Raw genomic sequence first — 16,096 nt, 5'->3', positions numbered from 1 at the left:
ACAAAACGCGCGAATATGCTAATTGATGCAACACTTGTCAAAAATGCAACAGATGCGATGGGAGCGACCTTGATCCTGGCGCAAGGGATGACTCAGTCCTTCACCTGGACAGATATTTTCTTGGTAGTGGCTTTGGTGTTTTTGGAGGCCGCCCTCTCTGCGGACAACGCCGTTGCCCTAGCAGCTCTGGTGAAGCATCTGCCCACCCCCCAGCAGCAGAATCGGGCCTTGCGCTGGGGCATCATCGGCGCTTACGGCTTTCGCATCGCCATTGTCTTTGCAGCGGTTTGGTTGGTGGAGTATCCGCCCGCCCAATTCTTGGGGGCCTGTTATCTGCTCTGGCTAGCCTGGCAGCACTTTCGGGGCGAGGAAGAAGGCCAAGAACAGGACATCACCCGCCACGCCAATTTTTGGCAGACCCTGGTGATGGTGGAACTGACGGATCTGGTCTTTTCTTTCGACAGTATCGCTGCTTCGGTGGGTGTCTCCCGCAAGGCTTGGGTAATCATCCTCGGCGGCATTCTCGGCATTACCCTGATGCGCTACATGGCTTCTCTGTTTTTGCGTTGGTTGGACGAGTTCTCTCACCTGGAAGACGCCGCTTTTGCCATCATCGCCTTGGTGGGGAGCACCATGTTGTTGGAGGTGTTTTTCCCCCAAATCGAGATCCCGGAGTGGGGGATGGTGGTGGCTGTGATCCCCCTATTTGTCTGGGGTTTCTCGCGGCGCGTGAAACTCAATTCGGAGCAGGATGAACAGCCGGAGCTGGCTGACGGAGAGAAGAGGGAAGAGAAAAGAGCAGGGGTTACAGACGAGATGGAGATCGTCCCCTCCGGTTGGGTGGCTGCCCTTGAGGAAGACCTCGCCCCTGAGCTGCAGAGCAGAGAGAATGGAGAGGAGAGGTACGGCTTGGGCTTATCGCCAGGGATCCCTGATCTGCCTTGATAGGGCTGTGGGCTGCTTCATTGCCTTGGCCCCTGCCGACTCCTAAACTAGCAGTGAAGCCGACTCAAGGAGGGAAGCATCCTGAGCCCCCAGTTTTGCTTGAAATCATTGGTCAAGTGCTTCAGAAGCAGCATAGACAGCCCAAAGGAGCAGCAGGCCGCGGAAAATAGGCTCCAGCCTTTGGCGAGGGCGGAGGTTCTGAGCATGCCAGCAGTGCAGAGCACTGCCCCCTTGGTGGAGCTGCGCCAAGTTTCCAAGCGCTTCGGCTCGACGGTGGTGCTTGACCACGTGGATCTGAAGGTGTACCGGGGTGAGGCCCTGGGCCTGGTGGGGCCTTCGGGCACCGGGAAATCGACGCTGCTGCGCATCATCGCCGGCCTAACGGAGCCAGACGCTGGAGAAGTGCTCTGGTGCGGGATCCCGCTCCCGGAGATTCAAGCCCATCATGCAACTCCCCCTTTGCGAGTAGGGATGGTGTTTCAGCAGGCCGCCCTCTTCGACTCCCTGACGGTGGAAGAAAACGTGGGTTTTTTGCTCTACGAGCACTCGCAGTTGCCCCGCTCCCGTATTCAGGAATTGGTGGCCGCCAAGCTGGAGGCGGTGGGGCTGGCGGGCAAAGAGCACAACCTGCCAGAAGAACTCTCAGGGGGGATGCGCAAACGGGCTAGCTTCGCCCGCGCCATTATGGAGGATCCTTCTCTGCCCCAGGATGAGCCCCAATTGCTGCTGTACGACGAGCCCACAGCGGGCTTGGATCCCATTGCCTCCACGGTAATTGAAGATCTCATCCGGGAGCTGCAGCAGGTGAAAAAAGCCTGTGAGAGCTACATTGTGGTGACCCACCAGCACAGCACCATTTACCGCGCCACCGACCGCATTGTGTTGTTGGCTCAGGGGCGGGTGCAGTGGGAGGGATCCGTGCAGCAGATTGAAACGTGCGATAACCCCTTTGTGCGGCAGTTTTTCAGCGGTAGCGTAGAAGGGCCAATTCAAGTGGCGGGGCAGGTGTGATGCGTTCGCGAGCAGTGCGAGAAGGGGCAGTGGGCCTGTTGATCCTGGCGGGGGCGCTGGGCTTTGCCGGCCTGTTTTTGTGGATCTACAACCTGCGCTTCGGCAGTCGCGGCTTTCAATTTACCGTCACCTATACCAACGTGGCCGGGCTGGCCGAGGGATCCAGTGTGCGGCTGCGGGGGGTAACCATAGGTCGAGTGGAGCGGATTGTGCCTCAACCCAGCCAAGTAGAAGTACAGGTGACCATTGATCAGCCCCTAGTCATCCCCCGCGATTCCCTGTTTCTTACCAAACAGACGGGGTTGGTGGGGGAAACGGTGATGGATATCCTGCCCCAGGGGAGGGGTCAGGCGGCAACGGGATCCCCTCTGGCAGCGGATTGCGACAGCAGTCAAATCATCTGCGATGGGGATGTGGTGGAGGGCAAACCTGGAGTGGATTTTGGCCAGTTATTGATCCGGCTGGATCAGTTGCTCACACGGATTAACGACGATGAGCTCTTCGACACCCTTAACGCCACCCTAGAAGGGATCACCCGCGTCGCCAATAGCGTAGCCAGTCTTTCAGAAACCGTAGAAGAGCGAGTAGCTGCCCTGCGCACCGAAGATCTGGACTTGTTGCAATTCACGACCGCTGCCACAGCCATCCAAGACGCGGCTGGAGCTGTGGGGGGAACTGCCCGCAGTTTTCAAGCGGCTGCCGATCAATTCACCGCCCTGGTGGATCAAAACCGCACTTCCCTTAACGCCGTCCTGGAGAACATTCAGCAGGTGAGCGCCGATCTACAGGCCATGTCGAGCGCGGTGCGCCCGCTGGTTACCGATCCACAACTCCAGGCCGATGTGCGCCAGATCCTGGCCGAGGTGCGAGCGGCTGCGGAGAACGTGGCCCAAGCTACCGAAGATCTGCAGCAGATTGCCGCCAGCCTCAACGATCCGGGCACTTTAGCTACTCTGCGCCAAACCCTCGATTCCGCCCGCATCACCTTTCAGAATATGCAAAAAATTACCGCCGACATCGACGAGCTGACCGGGGATCCCCAGTTTCGCCGCGGCATTCGAGAGTTGGTGTTGGGGCTGAGCAACTTGGTCTCCAGCGTCCCTGGGGAAGATGGGATCCAGCCCGCGGTGGCCGAAGGTTATCAGTTCCATTTTGCGCCCGTCTCTTTTGCCCAGGGAGTTGCCCCTGGATCCCAAGGATGGCAGCCGCAGACTTCCCCATAAATTGGCAACCCGCTGAGGTGAACAACGTCGGCCAAAGCCGTTGAAGGGATCCCGAAGCTGGGGTAGGCTTTGCGGATAAGGTGCTGTGCCTACGGCACCCCCTATGGCTACGCAACGCTGGCGCGACTGAGGTTGAGGTGTGAGGAATGTGTGGCATTGTCGGCTACGTGGGTTTTCAGTGGGCTGCCCCCATCCTGTTGGAGGGCCTGCGCACCTTGGAGTATCGGGGCTATGATTCTGCCGGCATCGCCACGGTGGATCCCGAAGAGGGATTGAGGATTGTTCGCGCCACCGGCAAGCTGCACAACCTGCTGGTGAAGCTCACCGCCAACATGCCCACCGCCAAGGTAGGGATCGGACATACCCGCTGGGCCACCCACGGCGGCGTGACCGAAGAAAATGCCCACCCCCAGTGCGACGAGCGCGGGCGCATTGTGGTGATCCAAAACGGCATTGTGGAAAACTACCTGGAGCTGAAGGAGCGCCTCTTGGAGCGGGGGATCCCATTCCGCTCCCAAACCGATACGGAAGTGATCGCCCAACTGCTCGGCCTCTATACAGAAGAGCTGGGCTCCTTTGAGGCGGCCTTTGGCCAGGTCATGGGGCAACTGCGGGGGGGAAACGCCGTGGTGGCTCTGGATCGGGAGGCGCCGGATCGGCTGATCGCAGCCCGTTTGGGCAATGCCGGAGCCGTGGTGGTGGGAGAGGGAGAAGGGGAAAACTTCGTCGCCTCCGATCTGCCTGCCATTGTCCGCCATACCCGCAAGGTGGTGTTCTTAGAAGATGGGGAAATGGCGGTTCTCACGGAGTCTCAAGTGCGCTACCTGCGCATTACCGGCGAGGAGCTGCGCAAATCCAGCATCACCGTGGCCTGGGATCCCGTCTCAGCCGCCAAGGGAGGCTACAAGCACTTCATGCAGAAGGAGATCTTTGAGCAGCCCCGCACCACCACCGATACGCTACGGGGGCGGGTGGATCTGGAACAGGGCCGGGTGACACTGGAGGGGCTAACGCTTTCTGAAGCACAACTGGCCCACATTGAGCACATCCACGCCGTAGCCTGTGGTACTGCCTGGCACGCCTGCTGGGTGCTCAAGTACTTCATCGAGAGCTTGGCCCGTACCCCCGTGGAGGTGGACTATGCCTCTGAGTTTCGCTACCGCCAGCCGGTGTTGCGCCCCAACCACCTGTTGCTGGCTCTAACCCAGTCGGGAGAAACCGTCGATACGCTGGCAGCCATGAGCGAGGCCCGCACCCAAGGGATCCCGACTCTGGCGATTGTCAACGCCATCGGATCCCAGGCCAGCCGCCTGGCGGATGCTGGAGTCCTCTACATCCATGCCGGGCCGGAGATTGCCGTGGCTTCCACCAAAGTGTTTACCGGCATGTTGGTGGCAGGGTACTTGCTGGCCTTGCAGCTGGCCCAGGCCAAAGGGATCCTCAGCCCGGCCCAGATCCAAGCCCACCTGCAAGCCTTGATCGAGCTGCCGGGCAAGATCAGCCTGATGCTGAAGGACGCCGCCCTCTACGACCAACTGGCGGAGCAGTACCATCATGTTGCCAACATGCTCTATCTGGGCCGCTGGGTTAACGCCCCGATTGCCCTGGAAGGAGCTTTGAAGATGAAAGAGGTGAGCTATATCCACGCCGAAGGCTACCCGGCAGGGGAGATGAAGCATGGCCCTATCGCCCTCATCGACGAGCGGGTGCCGGTGGTGTGCATTGCCACCCGGGATCCCGTCTACGAAAAAATGCTCTCCAACATCGAACAGGTGCGGGCGCGGGGGGGACGGGTGATCGCCCTCATCAACCCCGAAGACACCCAGGTGCGGGAGAAAGCCGACCACATCATCGAGGTGCCCAGCACGACACCCCTGTTGTCGGCGGTTCTGAACGTGATCCCCCTGCAGTTGTTCGCCTACGCCATGGCTTTGCGCCGCGGAGCCGATGTGGATCAGCCGCGCAACTTGGCTAAGTCGGTAACAGTGGAGTAACGGCTGTCGCTCTTGCCACCGCCGGCCCCTGGTTTTTGCAAAATCGGGCAGATCACCTCTTTTTCATCAGCAGCCGCAGGGGGGATCTGCCAATCGGAGAGGAGACCTTGAATTTGGCTTTTCAGCGCTTGCAGATCGGCAATTCGCTGTTCAATCTCCTGCAGCTTGCCTTGCAGATGCTGGCGAATTTCTGGACAAGGCTGCTCCCCTCGGTCGTGGACATCCAGGATTTGGCGGATTTCTTCTAAGCTCAGGCCCAGGCTCTGGCAGCGGCGGATAAAGGCCAGACGAACCAAAACCGAAGGGTCGAACAGCCGATAGCTGGACTCCGCCCGTTCCACCGTTGGCTTCAGCAGGCCTATCGATTCGTAGTAGCGCACCGTGCGTACAGGCAAGCCGGCTGCTAGAGCCACCTGGCCGATCTTCAGGCTAGCAGACAAGTCCTGGACAGCAGCAGGATTCAACATGCCTTCAACTGGATCTTTTGTGGATTCCTCCAGCCTAACAAAGCCAATCTCGGAAGATGGAGAATGGCCATCTGGCTGCGCCTCACCTCCCCCTCTTCCCTGCAGCTTGGGCTATATCTGGAGATCCTGCATCGGGACAGAGTCAGCTTCAAGAGATCCCTCAGGTCTTACTGCCCATCTCGGCAGCTTGGATCAAGGCCCTGGCCCGCTGTTGATCCAACTTGGCCTGCAAGCGCTCTTGCTTGTCGCTGCTGGTATTCAAAACTTTGCTGGCTTCATCCAAGAGGGCCTGAGCCGCCGCCTTATCCACTGTTTCGCCCCGCTCGGCTCGGTTAACCAGGACGGTTACCTCGTTGTTTTCGACTTCTGCAAATCCGCCCATGACCGCAATGGCCGACCACTTTCCATCGGCTTTGACCCGCATAACGCCATTGCCGATAGCAGTTAAGAGGGGGGCGTGCCCGGTGAGAATGCCCAATTGGCCCGAAGTGGCAGGGAGGATCACTTCCTCGCTGGGGGCATCCCAAACCGTGCGGTCGGGGGTAATCACACGAACCATCAGCGTCACGACAGATCTCCTGAAAGCTTGAGCACTTTCGCGTCGACGGTGCGGAGCACCCTGGTTTCGATCCTAGCGGATTAGGATCCCTGCAGCTTTGCCTGGTTCCCCTTTTGTCTTTATTCTCTCGGGGCAGCCACACTTAACCTGGACATAACCTTGCCTTTACTTCAGACTGGGAGGCAAGCGCTAAGGTGTTGTCGGGAACACTTATCTCATGCCCCAACCTCAGCATTGACGGCCAGCCCATTGCTGTTGGTTTGCAAGGGGGAGCCCAACGACTGGTGCGCCCAGTTTTCTTAGCGGAGCCAGCCTATGCCTGAAGCGATGCCTAGCCATTTTGCTGCCGGCCTGTCCACACGGGAGCGCCAACTGCTGGAAGACCTCTACCGCAGCCGCAGTTTATCCCCCTACACTCCCGGCCAGGTTATCCCTTTGTTTCCTGATGAATGGGTGATCGTCTGTCGGGGGGTGGTGCAGTTGACCACCCTCTATCCCAACGGTGGTGAGGCGCTGTTGGGGTTTGCCGGCCCTTCCATGCCCCTGGGATCCCCGCTGACGATGTTGGATCCCTACCAAGCCACGGCTTTGACGGCAGTTGATGTGCTGCGGCTGCCGGCAGCAGAAGTGGAAGCCTCAGAGATCCTGAGTCAAGGGCTGCTCAAGCAGGTGGTGCGTCGGCTGCGCCAAACCGAAGCATTGCTCGCCTTGGCCGGACGGCGGCGGGTGGAGGATCGGCTGCGCCAGTTGCTCTCCCTTTTGGCTGGGGAGCTGGGATCCCCAGTTGCGACAGGGGTTCGCATTCAGGTGCGCCTTACCCACCAGGACTTGGCCAATGCCATCGGCACCACCCGGGTCACCATTACCCGTCTCCTGAACCGTTTTCGCCAGCAGGGCTGGATTGCGGTGGACAAAAACCGTCACCTTGTTATCAAACTCGCCCCCGCTCCGTGAAGCTAGTAGAAAGCCAGTAGAAGCTGAATAAGATCTGCTTCTAGGGCATGGCTAAAAGCTGGCAGTTTTTTGTTCGGAGTTGTAGTCGTTGCAGGTTAGAGTGAGATGCCTGGGCCATTGAGAAAAGACTTTGGCCGCGTGCATTATTGCTCCGCAACGCTGACGCGACCAATGTTTTGGGTGTGGGTGTAGTGCCCTAGTTTGAATCGAAATCAAGGTTTATCCCTAGTTCTTCGACTGGAATCTTCATCAGTGGCAGCCTCAAGCATGGCCTTGTAACTGTTGGATGAGCCAGCTAGCAGCAGCAGTGTTGGTTTGGGTGGCAAGTCGTTCCAGGGCTTGTTCAAGAAGAGCTATTTCTAAGCCTGTCAGCATTTCTAAGCCTGTCAGCACCTGTGACTGGGAGATTGCCCTATAACGCCCCCCCTCAGCTAGCCCAAAGGCAAAGACGCGGCGCCCTTTGACGTCTATCACCCAATACTCGGGAATACCCAAGCTGGCGTAAAGTTGCTTTTGCTCATCCAGGTCAATGCTGAGGGTAGTATCGGCAATTTCGCCCACCAAGTCAGGCGCTCGTTGGTAGCGCAGATCAATCCGCCGCGGTTCACCGGACTGGTACTTGGGGATGTTATCGCCTTTGTAGAGCACCAGATCGGGGGCACAAGCATGGGTCTCGGGGCGTTCGATCAGACAGCGACCATAAGACTGCAAGGGGACATCGGGGTGGAGAAAGGTCCATGCGAAAAAAATTGCCGTCATGAAATCGCTGACGGAGGCATGCTCTGGCCCTTCTTTGCCCATGTTGACCCACAACCAGCCCTGATAAAAGGAAAGTTTCTGCCAATCCACAGCGGGATGGTCGCGGATAGCCACGTAGTCCTGCCAGGTGGCGCTGTGGCGCTCGAGGATAGGGGGGGTTGAGGTTTTTAGGGAGATGACAGTCATATCAATCTTGGTTCTTAAGCCCGGCTTTGCAACTGTTGGAGGAGCCAGTTGGCAGCAGCGGTGTTGGTCTCCTCGGCCAGCCGCTCCAGGGCTTGCTCGAGAAGGTCTATCTTCAGACCTGAGAGCACCTGTGACTGGGCAATGGCCCGATACTGGCCCCCCTCAGCTAGCCCAAAGGCAAAGACGCGGCGCCCTTTGACGTCTATCACCCAATACTCGGGAATACCCAAGCTGGCGTAAAGTTGCTTTTGCTCATCCAGATCAATGCTGAGGGTAGTATCGGCAATTTCGCCCACCAAGTCAGGCGCCCGTTGGTAGCGCAGATCAATCCGCCGCGGTTCACCGGGCTGGTACTTGGGGATGTTATCGCCTTTGTAGAGCACCAGATCGGGGGCGCAGGCATGGGTCTCGGGGCGTTCGATCAGACAGCGACCACAAGACTGCAAGGGGACATCGGGGTGGAGAAAGGCCCAAAAACCAAAGACGATGGTGATGAAATCGCTGACGGAGGCATGCTCTGGCCCTTCTTTGCCCATGTTGACCCACAACCAGCCCTGATAAAAGGAAAGTTTCTGCCAATCCACAGCGGGATGGTCGCGGATGGCCACGTAGTCTTGCCAGGTGGCGCTGTGGCGCTCAAGGATGGGTTGGGTGGCCGGTTTTAAGGAAAGGGTCATTGGTCGCACTGGCGAAGCGTAGCTCTATCACCCCTTAGCAAAAATGAGATGGGGGAGTTCATCTCTTCTCTTCAATCCTAATGGTTTCAATGGCCAGCCAGTTTTGGCGAAAGCCTTTCACAAAGCAGGCCGTAGGTCTATAGGGCAATGAACCACAGACCTTTGCCTGGATCCCTAGACCGGCAGCGGGGCTTTGCGCCAAGCCTTGGGCTGCTGGAACCTGTGCAGATCTCGGATCAGCCGCACCCAGCTATCGGACATGGACTCCACCAAAACTTTGCCTTTCTCCGGCGTGGCGGCAGTGGCATCGCCCAAAACTCCGCTCTGGGTGAGGTCGCGAGTTGCCCAAGCGAAAGGGATCCGCCCTTCCATGCTGAGCAAGCTGTTTTCCGGCAGATCGTGGGGATATTCGCAGACCAATCGGTCGGTTCGCACCGTATCGGGCAAAAGGTGCATCAGCATACTGGTCTCCCCATCGCCGGCGTGAATACCCAATTCCCGCTCTTTCTCGGTAAACAGCTCTCGCCCTTCGTGGGGAACCCGCCAGACGGACACCGGGAACAGCATGAAATCTTCATACTTCTGGTGAAGATCGCGGGCGACAATCTCCAGCACCTGTGGCTGGCCGCCGTGGGAATTGAGGAATACCAGCTTGCGAAACCCAGCTCGGTAGATGCTCTCTGCCACTTCCGTCAGCACCGCCATCAGGGTTTGGGCCGAGAGGGTAATGGTGCCGGGGAAATGCCAGTGCTCGTTGGCTTTGCCGTAGCATTGGGTGGGCAAAACATAGGCCGGGATCTCAGGCTCCAGCTTCTCCATGGCGCGCCCGATGACCGCCGTGCCGATGCAGGCATCCACCACCAGGGGCAGGTGGGGCCCGTGTTGCTCAATCGAGGCAACCGGCTGGATGATCACCACGTTCTCTTTATCGGGCATGGCCTGGATCTCTGTCCAGGTCAGGTAGGGGAAAAAGCGGTGGGGCGGGACAAAAGTGTGCATCATGGCGGGATCCGTCCAAGTCTGATCAGAAAGCTACCTAGCACCATGCCACAAGATCGGGTTCACGAAATGTCCGCAAAGACGGGATCCCCGGCCAACCCGCCTGCCAAAGAAAAGTAAGGAGGCCATCGATTAGGATCAGTACAGTCCATATCGTCTTCAGTTAACGATTGCATGACCCTGTTGCCTCGTTTGCCCGCCCGATGTGGCTCTGTGGAGAATATCCCTTCCAGAAGCCGCCCTTTGCCTGCCCCGGTGGAGGTGGGCAGCACTCCACCCTCACCCCGTCCCATCCTCGCCCTGCCAGGGCCGCAAGCCACCCTCTATGTGGAGCTGATTCAGGCTTCTCTCCACAATCTTGCGGCGGGATCCCCAGCATTGCTCTGGGTGCGACCTCTCTTGCTCAGGCAGGGATCCCAAGTCTTGAACCTGCGGGCCACCTCGGATTTGCTCTGGCCTGCTGCCGGCTTTGTCCCGGCCTATGCGGAGGAGGTGTTGCCCCTTTTGGAGCAGGCAAGGGATCCCGCTCCCCACGAGCCCTCTGCCCGACAGCAGTTGCAGGCCTTTCTGCGACAAGTTTGGCGAGGCTAGGCTTCCCCGGAATGGCCAAGGGAGGCGGCCAACCTCTGCAAAGCCGATTCCAACATCACCAGAGCCTCGTCGATTTCCGCCGGGGTGACGATCAAGGGGGGCACCAAGCGCACCACCTGGGATCCTGCCGGCACCAACAACAGCCCGCAGTCCATCGCCGCCTTGACCGCTTCAGCCGCCGGGATGCGCACCACCAAACCCTGAATCAGGCCCCAGCCCCGCACTTGCTCAACGAGCTGTGGAAACTGCTCCGCCAGGCGGGACAGCCCCTGACGCAGATACATCCCCGTCTGCTGGGCATTCCAAACCAAACTCTCTGACATCAGCGTGCGGCAAACCGCCAGACCCACCGCACAAGCCAAGGGGTTGCCCCCAAAGGTGCTGGCGTGATCCCCCGGCTGAAACACGGCGCAAAAGTCTTTCGCCAACAAGGCCCCGATGGGGATCCCACCGGCCAGGCCCTTGGCCAAGGTGAACACATCCGGCTCCACCCCCAGGTTACAGTGGCCCCACAGCATGCCGGTACGGCCCATGCCCACCTGCACCTCATCCAACATCAGCAGAACGCCCCGCTCGCTGCAGATCCGGCGCAACCATTGAAAATAGGCGGGATCCCCCGGGACAACCCCCCCTTCCCCCTGCAACGGCTCCAACAGCACGGCACACACCCGCTCGCCCCAGCGATCCAACACTGCTGCTGTGCCCTCGATGTCATTGTAGGGAACGTAATCAAAGCCGGGCACCAGAGGGGCAAAGTCTTTCTGGTATTTCGGCTGGCCGGTGGCGGTAACGGTGGCCAGGGTGCGGCCATGGAAGCTGGCATGGGCGGTGAGGATCACCGGATCTGAGATCCCGCGCACCGCGTGGGCATACTTGCGGGCCAGCTTGATGGCTCCTTCATTGGCTTCCGCCCCTGAGTTGCAGAAAAACACTTTGTCGGCACAGGAGTGCTGGGTCAGCCATTGGGCCAGTTGCGCCTGCGGCTGGTTGTAGTAAAGGTTGGAAACATGATGCAACTGTTGCGCCTGCTCGGTGAGCGCCTGAATCCACACCGGGTGGGCATGCCCCAGAGTACAGGTAGCAATGCCGGCCACAAAATCCAGGTACTCCCGCCCCTGCTCATCCCAAACTCGACACCCCTGCCCGCGCACCAAGGTCAGGGGATAGCGCCCATAGGTGGCCATCACATGCTCGGCAAACAGCTCGGCAGTTGTCGGGGATCCCGAGGGGGCACTGGCAAGAGGCGAAGTTAGAGGAGACATGGCCGGTAAAAGATTGCTGTCGTGTTGGCGGCGCGGAGCGCTTTGGGGCTGACGCAAGCCGTGTTTCGAGTGTACCACCCTGCTTTGGAGATGATATTCTGGCGGGGCCAAAGATTCAGGGATCCCTACGAACCGATGTCGCGGCGGGGGGTAACGGTCTGGTTTACGGGATTGAGCGGGGCGGGCAAAACCACCCTGAGCTGCGGCGTGGCCCAGCAGTTGCGCGCTTGGGGGCTGCCGGTGGAAGTGCTCGATGGGGACCTGGTGCGGCAACATCTCACCAAGGGTCTGGGCTTCAGCAAAGTGGATCGGGAGGAGAACATTCGCCGCATCGGCTTTGTGGCGGAGATGCTGACTCGGCACGGGGTGATTGTGCTGGTGTCGGCTATTTCCCCTTATCGGGCGGTGCGGCAGGAGGTACGGCGATATATTGGCAGCTTCATCGAGGTCTTTGTGGATGCCCCTTTGGAGGTGTGCGAACGCCGGGATGTGAAGGGCCTCTATCGAAAGGCGCGGGCAGGCTTAATCCAGAACTTTACCGGCATCGACGATCCCTACGAGCCGCCGGAACAGCCGGAGGTGGTGTGCAAAACTGCCGAGCAAAGCATCTCCGAATGTATTGACCTGGTGATACAAAGCCTAAAAAGCAGAGGTTATGTCTAACAGGCCCACTGCTCTTACGTTGCCCGTAGAGGGTGGGCTTCCCCCCGGAGTAGCTGCAAAGAACCTAGAATTAAGAAAGGCTTACAAGCAACTCCTATGGCTTCGACATCGGTATCGGCCACTCCCATTTCGGCGCGGTGGATCTGGCGAGGGCAGTCAGTTCATTACGTCAAACAGGGTGAGCAGGGGCAGCCTCTGCTTCTGGTACACGGCTTTGGGGCCTCTACCGACCACTGGCGCAAGAACATTCCCGAATTGGCTCAACATTATCAGGTGTATGCCATTGATTTGCTGGGTTTCGGTCGCTCTGCCAAGCCCAACTGGGACTACCGCACCGAAATCTGGCGGGATCAACTGCGGGACTTTTGCCAACAGGTAATCCGTCGGCCTGTGGTGGGGATCGGCAACTCCCTGGGCGGCTATGTGGTGCTCAGTTTTGCGGCGGAGTGGCCGGAGTGGGTGCGGGGCGTGGTGCTTTTGAATGGGGCAGGTGGGTTTTCCACGCTCAAGGGATCCCCGACCGGATGGCGGCAATGGATAGGCGGATTGGTGGGCTGGGGCCTGCGCCAGCGCCTGGTGTCTTACCTGCTGTTTCAGTATTTGCGGCAGCCGCACGTGATCCGAGCCAAGCTGAAGCAGGTTTACTACGACCCGGCAGCCGTGACCGATCAGCTGGTCGAGGACATTCATCGCCCCACCCAGGATCCGGGTGCTGCCGATGTGTTTGTGGCCTTGATGCGAGGCGGCCAGAAGGGACGCTATGTAGATGAGCTGCTGCGCAGCCTGGTGCGCCCGCTGTTGTTGATCTGGGGAGAGCGGGATCCCTGGATGCGGGCGCGGGAACGCTCTAAGCTCTACCGGGCCCACTACCCTCAAGCGATGGAATACTTCCTGGAGGCTGGCCACTGCCCCCACGATGAGCGTCCAGAACAGGTCAATGCCCTGATCCACCAGTGGATCGAGACAGGAATCCCGGCCACCACTTCTCCCCCCATTTCCAAAGCTGCCCCTGCATCAGAACTCCATCCTTAGGCGGCCAGTCTAGCTTGGGTCGTCCAACGATTCCCCCTGGGGATCCCCTTCTAGGCCGATGGTGTACTTAGACCATTCTCGATGGGAACCACTGCCGACGGCTTTGGAGATTTCAAAGTAAAGAGTGCTGTGGGGACGGCGGGGTTGGCGCAGCAGGGGCATACCGGCTTCGCGGGGGGTGCGGTTCCCTTTTTTCACGTTGCAACGCACACAGGCACTGACCACATTTTCCCAAGTATCTCCGCCGCCACGGGAGCGAGGGATCACGTGATCCAGGGTGAGATCTTCGCCGAAGCAGCCGCAGTACTGACAACGGTGCCCATCCCGGTAGAGGACGTTGCGGCGCGTGAGCGGGATCTCCTTATGGGGAACGTGGACATAGTGGCGCAGGCGAATGACGGTGGGCAAAGGAATGTTGCCGTACACCACTCGGCCATTGTGCTCAATTTGCTCGGCCTTGCCCTTGAGCAAAAGAACGACCGCCCTGCGCCAACTGGTGATGTTGAGCGGCTCGTAGGAGGCATTCAAAACCAAAACTTTGCCCATAGTGCTACGCACCGCTGACGGGATCCCTAACCCAAGCCGGGAGGCACCAGCCCCCTGAAGTTATGCAAAATGTTAACACAGCTTCAGATTCGGGCAGTAGGAGCCCTGTGCTCCAGGAGATAGTTGCGGCTGCTGCAAGGGCGCTACTCTGGAGAGGATCCGTCGGCAGGGGCGTGTTCAATCCCCGTGGGGTTTCCCGAAGAGGCTGAATTTTATTGAGGTGATGAAGCTGGAACTGAAATCTTCAACTCAACGGCAGGATCTGCCCCAAAAGAGAAACCCAGGCGAGGGATCCCGCTGGCTGATGGGTCTAGCCATCCTGCTGCTCTGTCTGGGGTCCCCCAACCGCTGGTGGCACTGGTTTCCGGGGGCGCTGCTGGGCCTAGCCCCGCTGTTTGACCTGTGCGAACAACGGCAAGGGTGGGCGCGGTGGCGTTTGGCCTATGGCCTCTGGTTTTGGGTGTGCCTGTACGCCTTCTGGGTGGATCCCTTCTCGGTTGAGGTGTTGAGCGCCTGGGAGATCCTAGGGGGCGTGGTGGTGGCTCCCCTGATCCCCCTCTTTTTCACCACCGCTACGCTCCTGAGTTTGCAACTGAGTCGTCCCCTGCCGGCTTGGGCACGTCCGCTGGGTTTGGCCACGGTCTGGACGGGCTTGGATGGGCTGTTGGGCTTGCTCTGGTGGCCCATCCCTTTCCACTGGGGATCCTTGCTGTTCGACTGGCCTCTCGGGATCCAGGTGGCCGATGTCACCGGGATCTGGGGGGTTACCTTTTTTGCCGTGTTCGTCAATGGGGTTCTTTGGCAGATGGCCAGGCAGATTTCCAGCCGGTGGCAGACGGCTAGGGGATCCCTGAGAAACGCTTTGGGTGAGATGCTCAAGAACAGAGATTTCTGGAGTACGCTTGCCTGGGGCCTGGGGCTGACAGGGCTGGTCTTGGCTTATGGAAGCGTGCGCCTGGCTTACTTCGATGCCTTGGCCGTTGAAAACAGGGATCCCGGCTTTCGGGTGGGGGCAGTGCAGCAGGTGGCTTGGCTGGAAGCCGATCGCAGTTGGGACTACCGCATGGAGCGCTACCGGGAGCTGCATCAGCTTTCTGCCCAGGGGGTGGCTGCCGGGGCGCAGTTGGTGATTTGGCCGGAGGGGGCGCTGCGGGCACGGCTGCTGAATACCGGCCTAGAGCCTTACGTGATCGAGCCGATGCAAGCGATTCTGCCACCGGAAGGCGCTTTGATTACGGGGGCAACAGAGCCGGATCCCCGCACAGCCCATTTGCCGGAAGAGCAGCAGCGATTTTTTAATACGGCCCTGTTGTTTGACGCCCAGGGCAACTTGCTGGATGGGTTTGGCAAGCAGTGGATCTTTCCCTATTTCGAGTCGGGGCGCTATGTGCCCTCGCCGGATGGCTACCGACCTTTGGCCGGGGGGGAGCTTTTCGGGCCTTTGGGGGTGATGATCTGCTTGGAGAGCGTGTTGCCTGCGCCCAGCCGAACTTTGACTCGTCGCGGTGCCGAGTCTTTGATCGTAATTTCGGATGATAGCTGGTTTGGTAATAGCCACTGGCCGATGCTGCATGGCAAACTCTCGGTTTTTCGGGCTGTGGAAAATCGGCGTAGCGTGGTGTTTGTCAACAACACCGGCGGCAATTTGGTGGTGGATCCCTCAGGTCGGCTCCAGCAGGTCGGCCCCATCTTTCAGCGGGGGGTGATCACGGGAGAGGTGAGGCGGCGCTCTGAGACAACTTTCTACAATCGCGCAGGGGATTGGCTGGCGTGGCTAACGTTGGGGCTGTCTTTGGGGCTATGGCGTTGGGGATCCCGAGTGAGGCAAGGATGAGTTAGGATCAGTAAACCTGCCCAGGATCAAGATTGGGATTGCTTGCTCCGGAGCGGCGGGTTCCCCTATCGAATCAACCGTTGCTGATGTAGCTCAGTTGGTAGAGCAGCTCACTCGTAATGAGCAGGTCGTCGGTTCGAGTCCGATCATCAGCTTTCTGGAATTGAACACCTTGGAGTCCCTCACACTCCTGCTCTAATTCATTGCTCGCCCACTATTGTTGATTTTGTTTTCACTGATTAACTCTTGATTGCTATAGCAGCAGTTATAGCCGTTTTAGCCTAGGTCGTGTTGATCTTATGTTAGGATAGAGAGAATAATTTATAGAGGAAAGAGGATGAAGTTGGTTTTTTTAGATGAAAACAAATGGCAGAAGATATTGGCTTTTTTACAG

General features: G+C 58.9%; 16 protein-coding genes and 1 tRNA gene. 10 read left to right on the top strand and 7 right to left on the bottom strand.

Annotation, left to right across the window (positions count from 1 at the left end; translation table 11 throughout):
• Positions 1-57 precede the first annotated feature (57 nt).
• The 4 genes from NW849_RS03075 to glmS all read left to right on the top strand — a co-directional run bounded on the left by NW849_RS03075 (position 58) and on the right by glmS (position 5,173).
• Complete coding sequence (locus tag NW849_RS03075) at positions 58-945, top strand: TerC family protein (RefSeq protein WP_414355856.1); 888 nt, start codon at positions 58-60, stop codon at positions 943-945.
• 204 nt (positions 946-1,149) lie between these two features.
• Positions 1,150-1,956, top strand: a complete 807-nt coding sequence (locus tag NW849_RS03070; RefSeq protein WP_414355855.1) for an ABC transporter ATP-binding protein — start codon at positions 1,150-1,152, stop codon at positions 1,954-1,956.
• Positions 1,956-3,179, top strand: coding sequence for an MlaD family protein (locus NW849_RS03065; protein WP_414355854.1), 1,224 nt, complete (start codon positions 1,956-1,958; stop codon positions 3,177-3,179). Before NW849_RS03070 ends, NW849_RS03065 begins: the two co-directional genes overlap by 1 nt.
• A gap of 146 nt (positions 3,180-3,325) precedes the next feature.
• On the top strand, positions 3,326-5,173 hold the full coding sequence (glmS, locus tag NW849_RS03060) for a glutamine--fructose-6-phosphate transaminase (isomerizing) (RefSeq protein ID WP_414355853.1): 1,848 nt from the start codon (positions 3,326-3,328) through the stop codon (positions 5,171-5,173).
• On the opposite strand, the gene NW849_RS03055 is transcribed toward glmS, so the two are convergent.
• Positions 5,134-5,640, bottom strand: a complete 507-nt coding sequence (locus NW849_RS03055; RefSeq protein ID WP_414355852.1) for a heavy metal-responsive transcriptional regulator — start codon at positions 5,638-5,640, stop codon at positions 5,134-5,136. The genes glmS and NW849_RS03055 overlap by 40 nt on opposite strands.
• 160 nt (positions 5,641-5,800) lie before the next feature.
• Positions 5,801-6,208 (bottom strand): ATP synthase F1 subunit epsilon, encoded by a 408-nt coding sequence (atpC, locus tag NW849_RS03050; RefSeq protein ID WP_414355851.1) that lies wholly within the window; start codon positions 6,206-6,208, stop codon positions 5,801-5,803.
• Positions 6,209-6,514: 306 nt separating this feature from the next.
• Between atpC and NW849_RS03045 the strand changes: the two genes are divergently transcribed.
• On the top strand, positions 6,515-7,153 hold the full coding sequence (locus tag NW849_RS03045) for a Crp/Fnr family transcriptional regulator (RefSeq protein ID WP_414355850.1): 639 nt from the start codon (positions 6,515-6,517) through the stop codon (positions 7,151-7,153).
• A gap of 261 nt (positions 7,154-7,414) precedes the next feature.
• On the opposite strand, the gene NW849_RS03040 is transcribed toward NW849_RS03045, so the two are convergent.
• The 3 genes from NW849_RS03040 to NW849_RS03030 all read right to left on the bottom strand — a co-directional run bounded on the left by NW849_RS03040 (position 7,415) and on the right by NW849_RS03030 (position 9,774).
• Complete coding sequence (locus NW849_RS03040; RefSeq protein WP_414355849.1) at positions 7,415-8,098, bottom strand: Uma2 family endonuclease; 684 nt, start codon at positions 8,096-8,098, stop codon at positions 7,415-7,417.
• A 14-nt stretch (positions 8,099-8,112) separates the two neighbouring features.
• The gene (locus NW849_RS03035; RefSeq protein ID WP_414355848.1) at positions 8,113-8,775 is read right to left on the bottom strand and encodes a Uma2 family endonuclease; all 663 of its coding nucleotides are present in this window, start codon (positions 8,773-8,775) and stop codon (positions 8,113-8,115) included.
• A 174-nt stretch (positions 8,776-8,949) separates the two neighbouring features.
• Positions 8,950-9,774 carry a creatininase family protein gene (locus NW849_RS03030; RefSeq protein ID WP_414355886.1) on the bottom strand — a complete coding sequence of 275 codons (825 nt, stop codon included), beginning with the start codon at positions 9,772-9,774 and terminating at the stop codon, positions 8,950-8,952.
• Positions 9,775-9,948: 174 nt separating this feature from the next.
• Here NW849_RS03030 and NW849_RS03025 point away from each other — a divergent pair, with 174 nt between their 5' ends.
• Positions 9,949-10,365, top strand: coding sequence for a hypothetical protein (locus NW849_RS03025; protein WP_414355847.1), 417 nt, complete (start codon positions 9,949-9,951; stop codon positions 10,363-10,365).
• On the opposite strand, the gene NW849_RS03020 is transcribed toward NW849_RS03025, so the two are convergent.
• Positions 10,362-11,627 carry an aspartate aminotransferase family protein gene (locus NW849_RS03020; RefSeq protein ID WP_414355846.1) on the bottom strand — a complete coding sequence of 422 codons (1,266 nt, stop codon included), beginning with the start codon at positions 11,625-11,627 and terminating at the stop codon, positions 10,362-10,364. The two genes, NW849_RS03025 and NW849_RS03020, sit on opposite strands and share 4 nt — an antisense overlap.
• A 135-nt stretch (positions 11,628-11,762) precedes the next feature.
• On the opposite strand from NW849_RS03020, the gene cysC reads away from it, so the two are divergent.
• Complete coding sequence (gene cysC / locus NW849_RS03015) at positions 11,763-12,290, top strand: adenylyl-sulfate kinase (RefSeq protein WP_414355885.1); 528 nt, start codon at positions 11,763-11,765, stop codon at positions 12,288-12,290.
• Between the two features lie 96 nt (positions 12,291-12,386).
• The gene (locus tag NW849_RS03010; protein ID WP_414355845.1) at positions 12,387-13,322 is read left to right on the top strand and encodes an alpha/beta fold hydrolase; all 936 of its coding nucleotides are present in this window, start codon (positions 12,387-12,389) and stop codon (positions 13,320-13,322) included.
• A gap of 9 nt (positions 13,323-13,331) precedes the next feature.
• On the opposite strand, the gene NW849_RS03005 is transcribed toward NW849_RS03010, so the two are convergent.
• Positions 13,332-13,868, bottom strand: a complete 537-nt coding sequence (locus tag NW849_RS03005) for an HNH endonuclease (protein ID WP_414355844.1) — start codon at positions 13,866-13,868, stop codon at positions 13,332-13,334.
• A gap of 223 nt (positions 13,869-14,091) precedes the next feature.
• Between NW849_RS03005 and NW849_RS03000 the strand changes: the two genes are divergently transcribed.
• Both NW849_RS03000 and NW849_RS02995 read left to right on the top strand, forming a co-directional pair.
• Positions 14,092-15,702: an apolipoprotein N-acyltransferase gene (locus NW849_RS03000; RefSeq protein ID WP_414355843.1), complete on the top strand. Its 1,611-nt coding sequence runs from the start codon at positions 14,092-14,094 to the stop codon at positions 15,700-15,702.
• Positions 15,703-15,784: 82 nt separating this feature from the next.
• Positions 15,785-15,857: transfer RNA gene (locus NW849_RS02995), tRNA-Thr, on the top strand.
• The last annotated feature ends 239 nt before the right edge of the window (positions 15,858-16,096 follow it).

Source organism: Synechococcus sp. R55.3 (assembly GCF_047461975.1).
GTDB lineage: Bacteria > Cyanobacteriota > Cyanobacteriia > Thermostichales > Thermostichaceae > Thermostichus.
Note: the sequence above shows the minus strand (reverse complement) of the source record. Positions and strands in the feature narration are given on the sequence as shown.